The following is a 16,612-nucleotide window of genomic DNA, read 5'->3' on the forward strand; positions in this document are numbered from 1 at the left end:
ACTGGCTTTACAAGCACCCTGTTGAGTTCTCAAAGAACAACCACACACCAACCAGAAGCCCTGCACCGCAGAACCCCCACCTGGGGCATTCCCTACACCCACCGCTCCCGCGCCGGGCACTCCTACTACGTTACCCGGCGGGTTCTGCCTCGTCAAATCGGCGTCTGCCGGTATAACGCGGATCACCCTTTTGCCGGGCGCCCCGATTCGCCCGACTCTCGCCGGACGATTCCGAGGATTTCGGCAGGACGGCCGTCCGCGATCGCTCGCCGGGTCGTCCGTTTCCCTGCCGGCCGATAACCTTACCCGGTCGGTTGCGCCCCACCAAATCCGCCTGCCGGCTGATTCGGGGCACCGCCCGGTCCAGGCCCCGATGGTCACCCATCCGGTCCTGGTGGTCATTCCCGCGCCCGTCCGCCCAGGTCTTTCGCCCTGTTCGTCCGTTCCGCGCTGGCAGAGAGAAAGTTACGCGCCCGACGGATTGATCGTCAAATCCGCCGGGCGCGTCCCCCGTCACATCGTCGACCGCCTGCTATCCGTCCAGCTCAACGCCCGCGAACGAGCGCTTTCCCCGACGCAGGACGAGGTAGCGACCGTGCAGCAGGTCCTCCGCCGCGACCGTCGCGTCCGCGGCGGTGACGCGGACGTTGTTGACGTAGGCGCCGCCCTCGGCGATCACCCGGCGGGCCTCCTTCATGCTCGGCACCAGACCCGACTCCTTGAGCAGACCGGCGACGTCCGGCAGCTCCGCCAGGCGGGTCAGGCCGGCCTCGGTGAGTGCCGCGCGCAGGGTCTGCGGCGCCAGCTCGTCGAGCGAGCCACGACCGAAGAGCGCCTGGCTGGCCGCCACCGCCTGGGCCGTCTCCTGCTCGCCGTGCACCAGCGTGGTCAGCTCCTCGGCGAGCGCCCGCTGGGCCGACCGCGCCTGCGGTCGCTCCGCGGTGGCCTTCTCCAGTTCCTCCAGCTCCTCCCGGGAGCGGAAGCTGAAGTAGCGCAGGTAGCGGCTCACGTCCCGGTCGTCGGCGTTGACCCAGAACTGGTAGAACGCGTACGGGCTGGTCATCTGCGGGTCGAGCCAGATCGTGCCGGTCTCGCTTTTGCCGAACTTGGTGCCGTCGGACTTGGTCACCAGCGGCGTGGTGAACGCCTCCACCGGCCCGGCACCCCGCCGCCGGACGTAGTCCACGCCGGCGGTGATGTTGCCCCACTGGTCGGAGCCGCCGAACTGGAGCCGGCAGCCGTGCCGCCGGTGCAGCTCGAAGTAGTCGTTGGCCTGGAGCAGTTGGTAGCTGAACTCGGTGTAGCTGATGCCGGTCTCCAGCCGGGCCTTCACCACCTCCCGGGCCAGCATCTTGTTGATCGGGAAGTGCTTGCCGACGTCGCGCAGGAACTCCACCACCGACATCTGGCCGGTCCAGTCCAGGTTGTTGACCAGTTGGGCCGCGTTCTGACCGGTGTACGTGACGAACGGCGAGAGCTGGTCCCGGATGCGCTGGACCCAGCCGGCGATGACCTCGGGCGGGTTCAGCGTCCGCTCGGCGCTCTCCTTCGGGTCGCCGATCTGACCGGTGGCGCCGCCGACCAGCAGCAGGGGCCGGTGCCCGGCGAGTTGGAGCCGGCGCGCCATCACGACCTGCATCAGGTTGCCGATGTGCAGGCTGGCCGCGGTCGGGTCGAAGCCCACATAGAAGGTGGTGCTCCCGCCGTCGAGCAGCTCACGCAGCTCGTCGAGGCCGGTCGAGTCCTGGATCAGGCCCCGCCACAGCAGGTCTTCGGTCAGGGAGTCCCGCCCCTGCGGGAGGTTGCTGTCGGTCACGGTCACCGATTCTCCCCCATGCCCGGGCCCGGGCCGTACCCGGTTTGCCGAGGACGGGCCGACTAGGCTGGCGGCGCCGTCGAACGCGAGGAGGAACCGCGGTGGAGATGCCGAACCTGACCGGGGGCTTCGTGGCCCTGTTGGGGCTGACGTTCGACGAGGTGAGCGGCGACCGGGTGGTGATCCGGTGGAAGGTGCGCCCCGAGCTGCACCAGCCGTACGGGATCCAGCACGGGGGGGTCTACTGCTCGGTGGTGGAGACCGCGGCGAGCATCGGCGGCGCGCTCTGGATGGGCGACAAGGGCCAGGTGGTCGGGGTGTCGAACCAGACCGACTTCCTGCGCGCGGTGCGCGAGGGCGAGCTGACCGCGGTCGGTACGCCGGTGCACCGGGGCCGCAGCCAGCAGTTGTGGCTGGTGGAGATCACTGACGGCGACGACCGGCTGGTCGCGCGCGGGCAGGTGCGCCTGCAGAACCTCACCGCCGCCTGAGCCCGGAGTACCCGATTCGCCCCGGACAGGGGCGTTGACGCCGATATCGTCGCCTCGGTGAGCTCGTCCGTGTCCGGCCCGACGTGAGAAAGCTGTTCGCCGCCACGCTCGGCGTGCTGTCGGCCGTCGGCGGTTTCGTCGACATCGGCGATCTGGTGGCGGCCAGCCAGTCCGGCGCGCTGTTCGGCATGGCCCACGCGTGGGTGCTGCTGGTCGGGGTGGTGGGCATCTGCGCGTACGCGGAGATGGCCGGCCGGATCGCGGCGGTGAGCGGACGTGCGGTGTTCGACCTGGTCCGGGAGCGGCTCGGGCCGCGGGTGGCGCTGCTCAACCTGGTGGCGTCGTGGCTGGTCACGGTGGTCACCCTGGCGGCGGAGCTGGGCGGGGTGGCGCTGGCGATGCGGCTGGCCACCGGGGTGAGTCACCTGTTCTGGGTGCCGCTGGCCGCGCTGGCGGTGTGGCTGGTGCTGTGGCGGATGCGGTTCGAGCTGATGGAACGGGTCTTCGGCCTGGCCGGGCTGGCGCTGCTGGTCTTCACGGTCGCGCTGGTGGCGTTGCCGACCGACTGGCCGGCGCTCGGCCAGGGGGCCTGGCAGATCGGCACGTCCGGTCACGGCTGGTCGCTGTACTGGTTCGTGGCGGTGGCGTTGTTCGCCTCCACGGTCAGCCCGTACGAGGTGTTCTTCTTCTCCTCCGGTGGGGTGGAGGAACGGTGGAGCGCGGCCGACCTGGCGCACGCCCGCTCGAACGTGCTCATCGGTTTCCCGGTCGGCGGGTTCCTGGCGTTGTCGCTGATCGCCGTGGCGACGGTGGCCTACCACCCGGCCGGGGCCCCGCTGGGCACGCTGGAGGAGGTGGCGCGTCCGGTGGGGACCGCGCTGGGCGGCGCCGGCCTGGCGGCCGCCGTGCTGGCGTTCTTCGCGGTGACGTTCGGGGCGGCGTTGGAGACCGGGCTGTCGGCGGCCTACGCGGCGGCGCAGTACTTCGGTTGGCAGTGGGGCAAGCGGGTCCGTCCCCGGGAGGCGGCCCGTTTCCACACCGTCCTGCTGGTCGGGTTGCTGCTCGGTGTGGTGATGCTGATGACGACCGTGGACCCGGTGCGGTTGACCGAGTACATGCTGGTGCTGAGCGCGGTGGTGCTGCCGCTGACGTACCTGCCGATCCTGGTGGTGGCCAACGACCGCGGCTATCTCGGCGACCGGGTCAACGGACGGTGGGCGAACCTGCTCGGGGCGGTGTTCCTGGTGCTCATCGTCGCCGCGTCGATGGCGGCGGTCCCGCTGGCGATCGTGACGGGGGCGGGGCGATGAGGGTCCAGCTGGCCAAGACGCTGCTCGACCGGCAGATCGTCGACGTCGAGGGGCGACTCGTCGGGCGGGTCGACGACATCGCGTTCGCGGTCGACGACGAGGGCTTCCCGTACGTGGACTGCCTGCTCACCGGTCCGGCGGCGCTCGGGCGGCGGATCGGCGGCCGGGCGGGGCGGCTGCTGGTGGCGGTGGCCGACCGGTTCACCGACGACCCGCCAGGGCTGCCGCGGCGTGTGCCGCTGGCCCAGGTGGCCCGGGTGGACGCGGTGGTGCGGCTGCGCTGCCGGGCGGCGGACCTGCCGCCGTCGCCGTCGGAGTCGTGGCTGCGCCGGCACCTGATCGACCGGATTCCGGGTGCCAGCCGTGCGAGCGGGTGAGCTGCTCGGTCGGACCGCGTTCGACCTGCACGGGCGGCGGCTGGGCCGGGTGGTGGACGTGGTGGTGCGCGGTGGCTGGCCGCCGGACCGGCTGCGGGTCACCGACGTGATCGTCGCCCGGCACTGGTGGACGCGGGTGACGAGCCGGCTGATCGGGCCGGAGCGACACCCCTCCGGGCCGTGGCTGCTGCGGGAGGTGGCCCGGCTGGCCGGACGCCGCACCCACCAGGTGCCGGTCGACGTGGTGCAGCTGCATCCGCCGGTGCCCGGTTTCCCGTTCGGGCGCCCGGCGGACCGGCGCTGAGCGTCAGCGGCGTACCTCGTCGAGTTCCGGGGCCGGTGACGTCTCGACGCCGTCCGTGCGGTCGTCGCCCTCGGCCGGGTCGCCGCCGGCGCGGCGGCGGATGTGCACCTCGGTGATGGCCCGCTGGTCGACGCCGGCCACCGCCAGGTCCCAGCCGTCGACGGTGACCTGCTCCCCCGGCACCGTCGGGATGTGGCCGAGGCAGGTCAGGACCAGCCCGGCGATGGTGGTGTAGTCGCCGGCGGGCCGGTTCGGCAGCTCCACCCCGAGGTCGGTGAGGTCGTGCACCGGGAACGTGCCGGGCAGCACCAGGGTGCCGTCGGGCTCGGTGCGGACCGCCCGCAGGTCCCGGTCGGTCTCGTCGTAGATCTCGCCGACGATCTCCTCCAGGATGTCCTCGAGCGTCACGATGCCGTCCACCGCGCCGCGCTCGTCCACGACCAGGGCGATGTGCTGGCGTTCGGCCTTGAACTGGCGCAGCGCGTCGACCACCGACAGCGAGTCGGGCAGCAGCATCGGCGGGCGGGCGATGTCGTCGACCGGCCGGTCGTCCGGGACGCCGACGAGGTCCCGCAGGTGGATGACGCCGGCCGCGTCGTCCAGGCCGCCGTGGCGGACCACCGGGGCCCGGGAGTGGCCGGTGGCGGCCAGGACCAGCCGGGCGGCCTCCGCGGTGGTGCCGCTGTCGAGCGTGAAGACCTGCAACCGGGGTACGAGGACAGCCCGCAACTGCCGGTCGGCGATCTCCACCGCTCCCGCGATGATGGTGCGCTGTTCCTTGGTGAAGCCGTGGTTGCCGGCCACGATGTCGCGCAGTTCGTCCGGGCCGATCTCGTCCGGTTCGTGCTTCGGGTTCAGGCCGAACAGGCGGACCACCAGGTCGGTGGTGGCGCCCAGCGCCCAGACCGCCGGCCGGGTGAAGGTGGCCAGCAGGTCGAGCGGTCGGGCCACCAGCAGCGCCCACCGTTCGGCCGACTGCATGGCGATCCGCTTCGGGGCCAGCTCGCCGAAGACCAGCGTGACGAAGGTGAGCACCAGCGTGACCGCGACAATGGCGACCGTTCCGGCGGCGTCGCCGAACGCGCTGAGCAGGGGCACGAGCGGTCGGGCCAGCGACACCGCGGCGGCGGCGGAGGCGAGGAACCCGGCGAGGGTGATGCCGATCTGGATGGTGGCCAGGAACCGGTTCGGGTCCTTGGCGAGGCGGGCCAGTGTCCGTCCGCCGCGGCTGCTGCGCTCCAGCCGTTGCAGTTGGCTGTCCCGCAGCGACACCAGCGCCATCTCGCTGCCGGCGAAGACCGCGTTGACGATCACCAGTACCCCGACCAGGGCCAGTTGGCTCCAGTAGCTCTGCACGAGCGGTTTCTCCCTCGGCCGAATCCGGGTCGGCAATGGCCGACTCGCCGGCCGGCAGGCCCGGGCGGCGTGGACCCCTTTGTGCCCCGGAGGGCGGTCGCCGAATCCTGACCGGATCGCACCGGCGCACGAAGTTTGCGCGCCACGCATGTTTTCGTGGCACGCATCTTTTGCTACGGTTGACAGGTGAGTGGGCTGCGGGAGCGCAAGAAGGCCGAGACCAGGGCGGCGCTCAGTTGGGCGGCCATCCGGCTGACCGTGGCACACGGCTTCGACAACGTGCGGGTCGAGGACATCGCACAGGCCGCCGGGGTGTCCCCGCGCACCTTCAACAACTACTTCTCCAGCAAGGCCGAGGCGATCGCGGCCCGGCACCTGGACCGCAGCCGCCGGGTGGCGGGCACCCTGCGCGGACGGCCGACCGGCGAGCCGCTCTGGGCCGCGATCGAGGCTGCCGTCCTTGCCCAGTTCGAGCCCGGACCCGAGGTCCGGCAGTCGCCGCCGGGCGCCCACGACGAATGGGTCGCCGGCGTGCGGGTGATGCTCGCCGAACCGGCGTTGCAGGGCGAGATGCTGCGGGCCGGCGCCGTCGCCGAGGCCGACCTGGCCCGGGCCGTCGCGGAGCGCACCGGCACCGACGTCGACCACGACCTCTACCCGCACCTGGTGGCGGCGGCCGTCGGTGCGGCCGTCGACGCGGCGACCCGACACTTCCTGCGCGCGCAGCGGCCGGAGCCGGTTCCGCGGCTGCTCTGCGACGCACTGGCCCAACTCGCCGCGGGCCTGCCACCGCCGACCTGACCCGACCCGACCCGCCCCCGACCGACCGGCCGTCGTGCCGTCGGCCGCCTCGCCGTACCCTCGAAAGGATCTTGCCATGATCGATGTCCTTGTGGTCGGCGCCGGACCGAACGGCCTCATGCTCGCCTGCGAGCTCGCGCTCGCCGGGATCCGAGCCGTGGTGTGCGACCGGCTGACCGAGCCGACCACCGAGAACCGGGCCAACGGGCTGGTCGGCCAGGTGGTCCGGATGCTCGACCGGCGCGGCCTGCACGAGCGCCTCAGTGGCGACGCCGCACCGCCGCGGCCCGCACCGGAGTTCGTCTTCGGCGCGCTTCACCTGGACCTGCGGGACGTCCCGGACAACCCCCTGTACGGACTGCCGGTGCCGCAGCGGCGCGTCGAGCGGGTGTTGGCCGACCGGGCGGCCGAGCTGGACGTACGGATACGCCGCGGATGCCAGGTGACCGGGATGCGGCAGCGGGCCGACGCGGTGCGGGTCGGGTTCGCCGACGGCACCACCCTCGACTGCCGGTACCTGGTCGGCGCGGACGGCGGGCACAGCACCGTCCGGAAACTGGCCGGGATCGGCTTCCCCGGCGTGACCACGGACCGGTCGGTCTCGCGTACCGCCCAGGTCAGCGTGCCGCCCGAGCTGATCGACCCGGCCCGCGGCGGCCTGGCGGTGCCCGGGTACGGGGTCGTCCCGCCGTTCCGCCACACCCGCACCGGGCACGGTCTGATCGTCTGGGCCCCGTTCCCCGACCGGCAACCGGTCGTCAGCACCACCGAGTGGCCCGACCGGGCGGAACCGGATGGCCCGCTGACGCTCGCCGAGATGCGCGCCAGCGTCGCCCGGGTGCTCGGTGCCGACGTGCCGCTCGGCCCGCCCGCCGGGGACGGGCCGCACCTGCTGCGCCGCCTGGCCGGCGGCAACACCCGCATCGCCGAGCGTTACCGCGCCGGACGGGTGCTGCTGCTCGGCGACGCCGCCCACGTGCACTCCGCGATCGGCGGCCCAGGGCTGAACCTGGGCCTGCAGGACGCGGTGAACCTCGGCTGGAAGCTGGCCGCGCGGCTGCACGGCTGGGCCCCGGACGGGCTGCTCGACTCCTACGAGGCCGAGCGCCGCCCGGCCGCCCATCGGGTCACCATGTCCGCCCAGGCCCAGTCCGCCCTCATCGCGCCCGGCAACGAGATCACCGCGCTGCGCGAGCTGCTCGCGGAGTTGCTCGCCGACCCGGCCACCGCCGCCCGGGTCGCCGCCCTGATGGCCGGCGCCGACCTGCGCTACGACCTCGGACCGGGCCAACCGCCGGTCGGCTCCTGGGCACCGGACCTGGTGGTGCGCCGCGACGCCACAGCGGTACGGCTGGCCGAACTGACCCGCGACGCGCGCCCGCTGCTGCTCGACGCCACCGGCACCCTGACCACGGCGGTCCGGCCGTGGGGCGACCGGGTCGACCTGGTCACCGGCCCGCTGGAGGGCACCACGTCGACCGCGCTCCTGCTGCGCCCGGACTGCTACGTGGCCTGGGCCTCCGGCGTCGCCACCCCGGACCGGGACGGACTGACCGCCGCGCTCACCCGCTGGTTCGGCCGGCCCCGGGACTGACCGGCTCAGGCCGGCACGGGCAGGTCCAGCACGTACCGGTCCGACTCCGGGCGGAAGCCGAGCCGGTGGTAGTAGGGGGCGACCATGCCCGGCGGGCTGACCACCCGGCGGAAACCCCGGTCGGTGAACAGCCGGCTGCGCCGGTAGACGAACTCGCCCGGGGTGAAGTCGCGGAACGGGGGGGTGACGTAGTCCAGGTCGATCTGCGCCACCCCGCCCGGCTCAGCGTGCGAGAGCATCACGCCGACCACCTCGTCGGCGCGGACCACCAGGAACGCGGAGCCGTCCGCGGCGGCCGGGTCCCAGCGGAACGCCGGATTGAACCGGGCGATGTCGGCCGCGTGCACCCGCAACGTGTGCGCCAGGAACGCGTCACCGGTGCCCACCTCCACCACCTGATAGGTCTGCTCGTCGTGGCGGGTAGCCAGCAGCTTGCGCAGATACCAGAGGTTGATCACGGTGAGCACGACGTTCAAACCCACCATCGGCCACACCTGCACGGCGGCGTTGTAACCGATCAGGACCAGGCAGCCGAGCAGGTTGAGCGCGCGCAGCCGCAGAATCCGCGTCTGCAGCAGCGACCAGACCAGCAGCGCGGAGCCGGCCCAGCCGAGAAATTCCAGCCAGTTCACCCGGGGAGACTAACGACCGCCCTGGTCAGCCTCCTCGGCGGGCAGCTCCAGCACGTACTCCTCGGCCTCGGTGCCGCGGCCCGGAGCGTACCCGGCGTCCTCGCCGACCACGACGAAGCCGCACTTGCGCAGCACCGCCAGGGACGCCGCGTTGTCCTTCGCGGCGCGGGCGTGCACCGGCCGCTGCGGCAGCTCCCGCAGCAGCGCGGCGAGCCCGGCGGTGGCGTAGCCGCGCCCCCAGCGCCCCGGGTCGATCCAGTAGCTGACCTCGGTCCGCTCGTCGACCGGGAACGCCGCCACGTGCCCGACCACCTCGCCGTCGGCGGTGACCGTGCGGTTGACGATGCGCTCGTCGGCGCGGATCCGCGCCCAGTGCGCGTCGAAGGCCGCCCGGTCCGACGGGTCCTTCGGGCCGAACGCCGCCATCCAGTTGGCCTGCGGGTCCTGCTCGTGCGCGAAGAACATCGGCAGGTCGTCGTCGCGTACCGGACGGAGCCGCACCTCAGTGGTCATGGCCGGCGACGATACCCACCGACAGCAGCACGGGACCATCGGCCCGGCCCGGGCCCCGTCCGGCCCTGCCGCGCCGACCGGCCAGCGGTCTACCAAGGAGGTGGAAGCACGCAGTCGAGGAGGCCGGATCATGTCGAAGTACGTCTACGACTTCATCGAAGGTGACCGCAGCCGCGCCGACCTGCTCGGCGGCAAGGGCGCCAACCTGGCCGAGATGACCCGGCTCGGGTTGCCGGTGCCCCCCGGGTTCACCGTCACCACCGACGCCTGCCGGGTCCACCTGGCCACCGGTGCGCCACCGGTCGGCCTGTTCGAAGAGATCAACGCACACCTGCGGGAGGTCGAGGCGCGGCTGGACCGGTGGCTCGGCGACCCGCGCGACCCGCTGCTGCTGGCGGTGCGCTCCGGCGGGCGGTACTCGATGCCGGGGATGATGGAGACGATCCTGGACATCGGGCTCAACGACACCACGGTGGTCGGGCTGGCCGCCCGCACCGGCGACGAACGCTTCGCCTGGGACTCGTACCGCCGGCTGATCCAGATGTTCGGGCACACCGTGCACGGCATCCCGACCGAGGAGTTCGAGCACGAGCTGGCCGCCGTACGGGCCACCGCCGGACCGGGCGGGCCGAGCGCCGGGCAGTTGCGTGACCTGGTCGACGCGTACCGGAAGATCTTCGCCCGGCACGTCGGGCACGACTTCCCGCAGGCCCCGCACGAGCAGCTGTTCTCGGCGGTGCGGGCGGTGTTCGAGTCCTGGCACTCGGAGCGGGCCCGGATCTACCGGCGGCAGGAACGGATCCCGGACGGCCTGGGCACCGCGGTCAACGTGATGGCGATGGTGTTCGGCAACCTCGGCCCGGACTCCGGCACCGGCGTGGCGTTCACCCGCGACCCGGCCACCGGCGTGCCCGGCGTGTACGGCGACTACCTGACCGACGCGCAGGGCGAGGACGTGGTGGCGGGCATCCGCAACACGGTGCCGCTGACCGACCTGGCCGAGCTGGACCCGACGAGCTTCCGGCGGCTGCGGGAGATCATGGCGACGCTGGAGCGGCACTACCGCGACCTGTGCGACGTCGAGTTCACCATCGAACGCGGCAGGCTGTGGATGTTGCAGACCCGGGTCGGCAAGCGCACCCCGGCGGCCGCGTTCGTGATCGCCGCGCAACTGGCCGAGGAAGGGTTGATCACCGCCGACGAGGCGCTGACCCGGGTCACCGGCGCGCAGCTCGCCCACCTCATGTTCCCCGCCTTCGACACCGCCGCCGCGCCCGAGCCACTCGCCGTCGGCGTCGGCGCCTCCCCCGGCGCGGCGGTCGGACGGGTGGTCTTCGACTCCGCGGCCGCCGCGGCGGCGACCGGACCGGTGATCCTGGTCCGCCCGGAGACCAACCCGGACGACCTGCCCGGCATGATCGCCGCGGCCGGGGTGCTCACCTCCCGCGGCGGGAAGACGTCGCACGCCGCCGTGGTGGCCCGGGGCATGGGCCGCACCTGCGTGTGCGGGGCCGACGCGCTGCACATCGACGTCGAACGCGGCGAGTTCACCGTGGGTGAGCGGGTGGTGCGGGCCGGCGAGCTGATCTCGATCGACGGGACCAGCGGACGCATCTGGCTCGGTGAGGTGCCGGTGCAGCCGTCCCCGGTGGCCCGTTACCTGGACGGTGACCTCCGTCCCGAGGCCGACCCGCTGACCGCCGCCGTGCACCGGCTGCTCGGGCACGCCGACTCGGTACGGACCCTCGGCGTACGCGCCAACGCCGACACCCCCCAGGACGCCCGCCGGGCCCGTCGCCTCGGTGCCGCCGGCATCGGGTTGTGCCGCACCGAGCACATGTTCCTCGGTGAGCGTCGGGAACTGGTCGAGCGCCTCATCCTGGCCGACGGGCCGGCGGAGGTCGCCGCGGCGCTGGACGCGCTGCTGCCGCTGCAACGGGCCGACTTCGTCGGGCTGCTCGCCGCGATGGACGGGCGGCCGGTCACCGTCCGGCTGCTCGACCCGCCGCTGCACGAGTTCCTGCCCCCGCTGGCCGAGCTGACCGCCCGGGTGGCCCGGGCCGACGCGCTCGGGAAGGACCCGGGCCGCGACGCCACACTGCTGGCCGCGGTGCGCCGGATGCACGAGACCAACCCGATGCTGGGGCTGCGCGGCGTACGGCTCGGACTGGTGGTGCCGGGCCTGTTCGCCATGCAGGTGCGGGCCCTCGCCGAGGCCGCCGCGCAGCGGAGCCGGGCCGGCGGCGACCCGCGCCCGGAGATCATGGTGCCGCTGGTCGGGGACGTGCGGGAACTCGCCGCCGTGGCGGACGAGGCGCGGCGGGTGCTGGCCGAGGTGCCGGACACCCCGGAGATCCCGATCGGCACGATGATCGAGACGCCGCGGGCCGCGCTGACCGCCGGGGAGATCGCCGCCGAGGCGCACTTCTTCTCCTTCGGCACCAACGACCTGACCCAGATGACCTGGGCGTTCTCCCGGGACGACGTGGAGGGGGCGTTCTTCTCCACGTACCTGGCCCGGGGGATCTTCCCGGTTTCGCCGTTCGAGAGCCTCGACGCCACCGGGGTGGGGCGGCTGGTCCGGCTCGCGGTCGACGAGGGCCGCGCGGCCCGGCCGGAGCTGACCGTCGGCGTCTGCGGTGAGCACGGCGGCGACCCCGACTCGATCGAGTTCCTCGCCGCCGCCGGGCTCGACTACGTCTCCTGCTCCCCGTACCGGGTGCCGGTGGCGCGGCTGGCCGCCGGCCGCGCCGCGGTGCGGGCCGGCACCGACACGTCCGACGCCCGTTAGGAGGGCAGCGTCATGACCGCCGTCCTCAACCACCGCCTGGTCGTGGAACGCTGACCGACCCCTGCGGTACGGCCACCGGCGCGCAGCCGGCGGCCGTACCGCCGTCCGGGCCGGCGCGGAGAGGGCCGTTGGTCCCGGACCACGGCGGTCCTGCGCCTCTGCCCGGCCGCCCCCGGGTGGACCACGCTGGGGGTGAGCCGCGATGCTCCGGAGAGGAACTGCCATGAACGTCACCGAGCCCCTGGCCCCCTGGCGCGGATTCCGGCCCGGCCACTGGCAGGAGAGCATCGACGTCGCGGACTTCGTCCGCCACAACCACGAGCCGTACACCGGGGACGCGGCGTTCCTCACCGGGCCGACGCCCCGCACGCTGGCGGTGTGGGACCGGCTGCGGGAGATGTTCCCCGAGGAGCGGCGGCGCGGCGTGTACGACGTGGACGCGGCCACCCCGGCGGGCATCACCGCGCACGCCCCCGGCTACATCGACCGGGAGCGGGAGCTGATCGTCGGCCTGCAGACCGACGCGCCGCTACGCCGGGCGATCATGCCGGCCGGTGGGCTGCGGATGGTGGAGACCGCGCTGCGGGCGTACGGGCGCGAACCCGACCCGCGGGTGCACGAGATCTTCACCCGCTACCGCCGCACGCACAACGACGCGGTCTTCGACGCGTACCCGTCGAACGTGCTGGCCGCGCGGCGCTCGCACGTCATCACCGGGCTGCCCGACGCGTACGGGCGGGGCCGGATCATCGGCGACTACCGCCGGGTGGCGCTGTACGGGGTGGACCGGCTGGTCGAGGACCGCCACGCGCTCAAGGCGGCGCTCGACGAGCGGCGCAGCACCGACGACGTGATCCGCGACCGGGAGGAGCTGGCCGAGCAGATCCGGGCGCTCGGCGAGCTCAAGGAGATGGCCGCCGCCTACGGCTTCGACATCTCCGGTCCGGCCGCCACCGGCGCGCAGGCCGTCCAGTGGCTCTACTTCGCCTACCTGGCCGCCACCAAGGAGCAGAACGGCGCCGCCATGTCGCTGGGCCGCACCGCCGGGTTCGTCGACGTCTACCTGCGGCGGGACATCGCCGAGGGCCGGCTGGACGAGAGCGGCGCCCAGGAACTCGTCGACGACTTCGTGATCAAACTGCGGATCATCAGGTTCCTGCGCACCCCCGAGTACGACCAGCTCTTCTCCGGCGACCCGACCTGGGTGACCGAGTCCCTCGGCGGGATGGCCGAGGACGGCCGGCCGCTGGTCACCCGCACCACGTTCCGCTACCTGCAGACGCTGTACAACCTCGGCCCGGCCCCCGAGCCGAACCTGACCGTGCTCTGGTCGCCGCGCCTGCCCGAGGGGTTCAAGCGGTTCTGCGCCCAGGTCTCGCTGGACACCAGCGCCATCCAGTACGAGAACGACGAGCTGATCCGCCCCGCGTACGACGACGACACCGCCATCGCCTGCTGCGTGTCGGCCATGCGGGTGGGTCGGGACATGCAGTTCTTCGGCGCCCGGGCGAACCTGGCCAAGGCGTTGCTGTACGCGATCAACGGCGGCCGGGACGAGGTGTCCGGCGCGCAGGTCGCCCCGCCCGCCGCCCCGGTCGGCGGTGAGTCCCTCGACTACGACGAGGTGCTCGCCGCGTACGACCGGACGCTGGACTGGCTGGCGCAGACGTACGTGGACGCGCTGAACGTGATCCACCACCAGCACGACAGGTACGCCTACGAGCGGCTGGAGATGGCGCTGCACGACCACCCGGTGCGCCGGTTCATGGCCACCGGCATCGCCGGCCTGTCCGTCGCCGTGGACAGCCTGTCCGCCATCAGGTACGGCCGGGTGAAGGTGCTGCGTGACGACACCGGCCTGGCGGTCGACTACGCGGTCGAGGGCGAGTTCCCGACCTACGGCAACGACGACGACCGGGCCGACGAGATCGCGGTGTGGCTGGTGGAGACGTTCGCGGAGAAGCTGCGCCGGCAGCACACCTACCGCGACGCCGAGCTGACCATGTCGGTGCTCACCATCACCTCGAACGTGGTGTACGGCAAGCACACCGGCAACACCCCGGACGGGCGGCGGGCCGGCGAGCCGTTCGCCCCGGGGGCGAACCCGATGAACGGTCGGGACACCCACGGCCTGGTCGCGTCCGCGCTGTCGGTGGCGAAGCTGCCGTACCACGCGGCCCGCGACGGCATCTCGCTCACCGGCACGGTCACGCCGGACGGGCTGGGCCACACCCGCGCCGAGCGGATCACCAACCTGGCCGGGGTGCTCGACGGCTACACCGACTCCGGTGGGTTCCACCTGAACGTCAACGTGCTGGACCGGGCCACGCTGCTCGACGCGATGGCGCACCCGCAGCGGTACCCGCAGCTCACCGTCCGGGTCTCCGGGTACGCGGTGAACTTCGTCCGGCTCACGCCGGAGCAGCAGCGCGACGTGGTGTCCCGGACCTTCCACGGGTCGCTGTGACCGGCCGCCCGCCCACGCCGCCGCAGGTGACCGCGGCGGCGCCGGGCCGCGACGGCGAGGCGGTCAGCGGGTCGGTGCACTCCTGGGACACGTCGGTGGGGGTGGACGGGCCGGGCACCCGGTTCGTGGTCTTCCTGGCCGGCTGCCCGCTGCGCTGCCGCTACTGCCACAGCCCGGACACCTGGTACGGCCGCAGCGGCCGGCGGCGCACGGTGGACGAGATGGTCACCCTGGCCACCCGGTACCGGCGGTTCATCCGGATGGCCGGCGGCGGTGTCACGGTCAGCGGCGGGGAGCCGCTGCTGCAACCGGCGTTCACCGGGGAGCTGTTGCGGCGCTGCCACGACCTGGGCCTGCACACCGCGCTGGACACCTCGGGCTTCCTCGGCGTCCGGGCGGACGACGCGCTGCTGGACGCCACCGACCTGGTGCTGCTGGACGTCAAGGCGGGCGACCCGCAGACGTACCGCCGGGTCACCGGCACCGGCCGGCTCGCCCCGACGCTGCGGTTCGCCCGGCGGCTGGCCGACCGGGGCATGCCGATCTGGATCCGCTACGTGCTGGTGCCGGGCCTGACCGACGCCGCCGCCGAGGTGGAGCGGGTGGCCGACGTGGCCGCCGGGCTGGAGACCGTGCAGCGGGTCGAGGTGTTGCCGTTCCACCGGCTCGGCGCGCACAAGTACGCCGAGCTGGGCCTGACGTTCCCGCTGGCGGACACCGAGCCGCCCGGCGCGCAGTTGCTGGCCCGGGTGCGCGACCAGTTCGCGGCCCGCGGGTTGACCGTCACCTGAGCGCGGTGGCGCGGCCGGGTCAGCCGGCGTCGGTGCGGTGGCGGACGACCAACTCGTCCACCTCCAGCCGGCCGATGCGCAGCTCGCGGATCACCGCGCGGCGCACGGCGAGCCGGCCGATCACGAGCGAGCCGATCGCCAGGGCGCCCAGGGCGGCGGCACCGAGCGCCAGCGCACCCAGGGCCCGCGCCCCGGACGCGCCCGCGCCGGTGGCCTGCGCCCCGGTCGCCTGCGCGCCGACGGCTCGTGCCGCGGTCGCGGTCAGGGCGCTGAGCCGGGCGGGGCGGCGGGAGGTCCGTAGCGTCGGCATGTCCCGATCCTAGTGCCGCCACGCCGCGTACCGGTGCCGGCCGGCAGGGCCGATGGTCCCGGGCAGGTCGGGCGGATCGCCTCTGCCCGCGCCGGGCCGGCCGCGGCAGGCTGGGGGTGACCCGAGGAGGACGTGATGACCGACAGAACCGGTGCCCCGGTCGTGGTGGGCGTGGACGGCTCCCCGTCCGCGCTGGACGCGGTGCGACTGGCCGCGCGGGAGGCGGTGCTGCGGCACCGGCCGCTGCGGGTGGTGAACGCGTTCCTGTGGCCGCCCCTCGGTACGCCGCTCGGCCCGGTCGTCCCGGTGTGGCCCGACGGCGACCTGCGGCAGGAGGCCGACAAGCTGGTCCAGGAGGCGGTGGACGAGGCCCGCAAGGTCGACGCCGACCTCACGGTGACAGGCGTCGTCGTCGAGGGCGGACCGGTGGCGGTGCTGCTGCGGGAGAGCCACGACGCGGCGCTGCTGGTGCTGGGCCACCGTGGCCTGGGCGGCTTCGCCGAGCTGCTGGTCGGCTCCGCGGCGGTGCAGCTCTCCGCCCGGGTCGACTGCCCGGTGCTCGTGGCCCGGGGCGAGGCCCGCGCCGCCGGCCCGGTGGTGGTCGGGGTGGACGGTTCGGCGGTGTCCGACGAGGCCGTCGGGTTCGCGTTCGCCGAGGCCGCGACGCGCGACGCCGAACTGGTCGTGGTGCACACCTGGCTCTACCCGCAGCCGGTGACGTTCCGGGAGGCGTTCGGCGACGTCCTGCCGCTGGCGTACGACCCGCAGCAGGTGCGCGCCGACGAGGAGCGGGTGCTCGCGGAGGCGGTCGCCGGGTGGGCCGAGCGCTACCCGGAGGTGACGGTGCGCCCGAAGCTGGTCGCCGCCACCACCCCGGCCCGCGTGCTGGTCGAGGAGTCCGTCGGGGCGCAGTTGACAGTGGTGGGCGCGCACGGGCGCGGTAGCCTCGGCGGGTTGCTGCTCGGTTCGGTCAGCCACGCCGTGCTGCACCACTGCCACAGCCCGCTGGCCATCGTCCGGCACCGCCGGGACCGGGCCGGCTGACCCGGTTCGCGGGCC

The 16,612-nt window shown here is 73.5% G+C and carries 15 protein-coding genes; 10 read left to right on the forward strand and 5 right to left on the reverse strand.

The window, feature by feature from the left end:
- Window positions 1–532: 532 nt before the first annotated feature.
- Window positions 533–1,822: a tyrosine--tRNA ligase gene (gene tyrS / locus ACLQ2X_RS06445; RefSeq protein WP_425680032.1), complete on the reverse strand. Its 1,290-nt coding sequence runs from the start codon at window positions 1,820–1,822 to the stop codon at window positions 533–535.
- Between the two features lie 95 nt (window positions 1,823–1,917).
- Here tyrS and ACLQ2X_RS06450 point away from each other — a divergent pair, with 95 nt between their 5' ends.
- The 4 genes from ACLQ2X_RS06450 (at window position 1,918) to ACLQ2X_RS06465 (ending at window position 4,298) form a co-directional block, all read left to right on the forward strand.
- Entirely contained in the window at window positions 1,918–2,307 is a 390-nt protein-coding gene (locus ACLQ2X_RS06450) for a PaaI family thioesterase (protein WP_425680033.1), read from the forward strand.
- A gap of 83 nt (window positions 2,308–2,390) precedes the next feature.
- Window positions 2,391–3,617 (forward strand): NRAMP family divalent metal transporter, encoded by a 1,227-nt coding sequence (locus ACLQ2X_RS06455; RefSeq protein ID WP_425680034.1) that lies wholly within the window; start codon window positions 2,391–2,393, stop codon window positions 3,615–3,617.
- Window positions 3,614–3,994, forward strand: a complete 381-nt coding sequence (locus ACLQ2X_RS06460; RefSeq protein ID WP_425680035.1) for a hypothetical protein — start codon at window positions 3,614–3,616, stop codon at window positions 3,992–3,994. The genes ACLQ2X_RS06455 and ACLQ2X_RS06460 overlap by 4 nt, the downstream gene beginning before the upstream one ends.
- A complete protein-coding gene (locus tag ACLQ2X_RS06465) occupies window positions 3,981–4,298 on the forward strand; it encodes a PRC-barrel domain containing protein (protein WP_425680036.1) in 318 nt (105 codons plus the stop codon). Before ACLQ2X_RS06460 ends, ACLQ2X_RS06465 begins: the two co-directional genes overlap by 14 nt.
- 3 nt (window positions 4,299–4,301) lie before the next feature.
- On the opposite strand, the gene ACLQ2X_RS06470 is transcribed toward ACLQ2X_RS06465, so the two are convergent.
- Entirely contained in the window at window positions 4,302–5,654 is a 1,353-nt protein-coding gene (locus ACLQ2X_RS06470; RefSeq protein WP_425680037.1) for a hemolysin family protein, read from the reverse strand.
- Between the two features lie 186 nt (window positions 5,655–5,840).
- Between ACLQ2X_RS06470 and ACLQ2X_RS06475 the strand changes: the two genes are divergently transcribed.
- Both ACLQ2X_RS06475 and ACLQ2X_RS06480 read left to right on the forward strand, forming a co-directional pair.
- Entirely contained in the window at window positions 5,841–6,455 is a 615-nt protein-coding gene (locus ACLQ2X_RS06475; protein WP_425680038.1) for a TetR family transcriptional regulator, read from the forward strand.
- A gap of 76 nt (window positions 6,456–6,531) precedes the next feature.
- Window positions 6,532–8,049, forward strand: a complete 1,518-nt coding sequence (locus ACLQ2X_RS06480; RefSeq protein ID WP_425680039.1) for an FAD-dependent monooxygenase — start codon at window positions 6,532–6,534, stop codon at window positions 8,047–8,049.
- A gap of 5 nt (window positions 8,050–8,054) precedes the next feature.
- On the opposite strand, the gene ACLQ2X_RS06485 is transcribed toward ACLQ2X_RS06480, so the two are convergent.
- Both ACLQ2X_RS06485 and ACLQ2X_RS06490 read right to left on the reverse strand, forming a co-directional pair.
- Entirely contained in the window at window positions 8,055–8,681 is a 627-nt protein-coding gene (locus tag ACLQ2X_RS06485; RefSeq protein ID WP_425680040.1) for a hypothetical protein, read from the reverse strand.
- A gap of 9 nt (window positions 8,682–8,690) precedes the next feature.
- On the reverse strand, window positions 8,691–9,194 hold the full coding sequence (locus tag ACLQ2X_RS06490) for a GNAT family N-acetyltransferase (RefSeq protein WP_425680041.1): 504 nt from the start codon (window positions 9,192–9,194) through the stop codon (window positions 8,691–8,693).
- 130 nt (window positions 9,195–9,324) lie between these two features.
- Between ACLQ2X_RS06490 and ppdK the strand changes: the two genes are divergently transcribed.
- The 3 genes from ppdK to pflA all read left to right on the forward strand — a co-directional run bounded on the left by ppdK (window position 9,325) and on the right by pflA (window position 15,243).
- Window positions 9,325–11,985 (forward strand): pyruvate, phosphate dikinase, encoded by a 2,661-nt coding sequence (gene ppdK / locus ACLQ2X_RS06495; RefSeq protein WP_425680042.1) that lies wholly within the window; start codon window positions 9,325–9,327, stop codon window positions 11,983–11,985.
- 223 nt (window positions 11,986–12,208) lie between these two features.
- Window positions 12,209–14,452: a formate C-acetyltransferase gene (pflB, locus tag ACLQ2X_RS06500; protein ID WP_425680043.1), complete on the forward strand. Its 2,244-nt coding sequence runs from the start codon at window positions 12,209–12,211 to the stop codon at window positions 14,450–14,452.
- A 26-nt stretch (window positions 14,453–14,478) separates the two neighbouring features.
- The gene (pflA, locus tag ACLQ2X_RS06505; protein WP_425680044.1) at window positions 14,479–15,243 is read left to right on the forward strand and encodes a pyruvate formate-lyase-activating protein; all 765 of its coding nucleotides are present in this window, start codon (window positions 14,479–14,481) and stop codon (window positions 15,241–15,243) included.
- Window positions 15,244–15,262: 19 nt separating this feature from the next.
- Here pflA and ACLQ2X_RS06510 read toward each other — a convergent pair whose 3' ends face one another.
- The gene (locus ACLQ2X_RS06510) at window positions 15,263–15,553 is read right to left on the reverse strand and encodes a hypothetical protein (RefSeq protein WP_425680045.1); all 291 of its coding nucleotides are present in this window, start codon (window positions 15,551–15,553) and stop codon (window positions 15,263–15,265) included.
- A gap of 135 nt (window positions 15,554–15,688) precedes the next feature.
- Here ACLQ2X_RS06510 and ACLQ2X_RS06515 point away from each other — a divergent pair, with 135 nt between their 5' ends.
- A complete protein-coding gene (locus tag ACLQ2X_RS06515) occupies window positions 15,689–16,597 on the forward strand; it encodes a universal stress protein (RefSeq protein ID WP_425680046.1) in 909 nt (302 codons plus the stop codon).
- Window positions 16,598–16,612: the final 15 nt, after the last annotated feature.

Origin of the sequence: Micromonospora sp. DT31 (assembly GCF_049841795.1) — a bacterium.
Taxonomy (GTDB): domain Bacteria; phylum Actinomycetota; class Actinomycetes; order Mycobacteriales; family Micromonosporaceae; genus Micromonospora.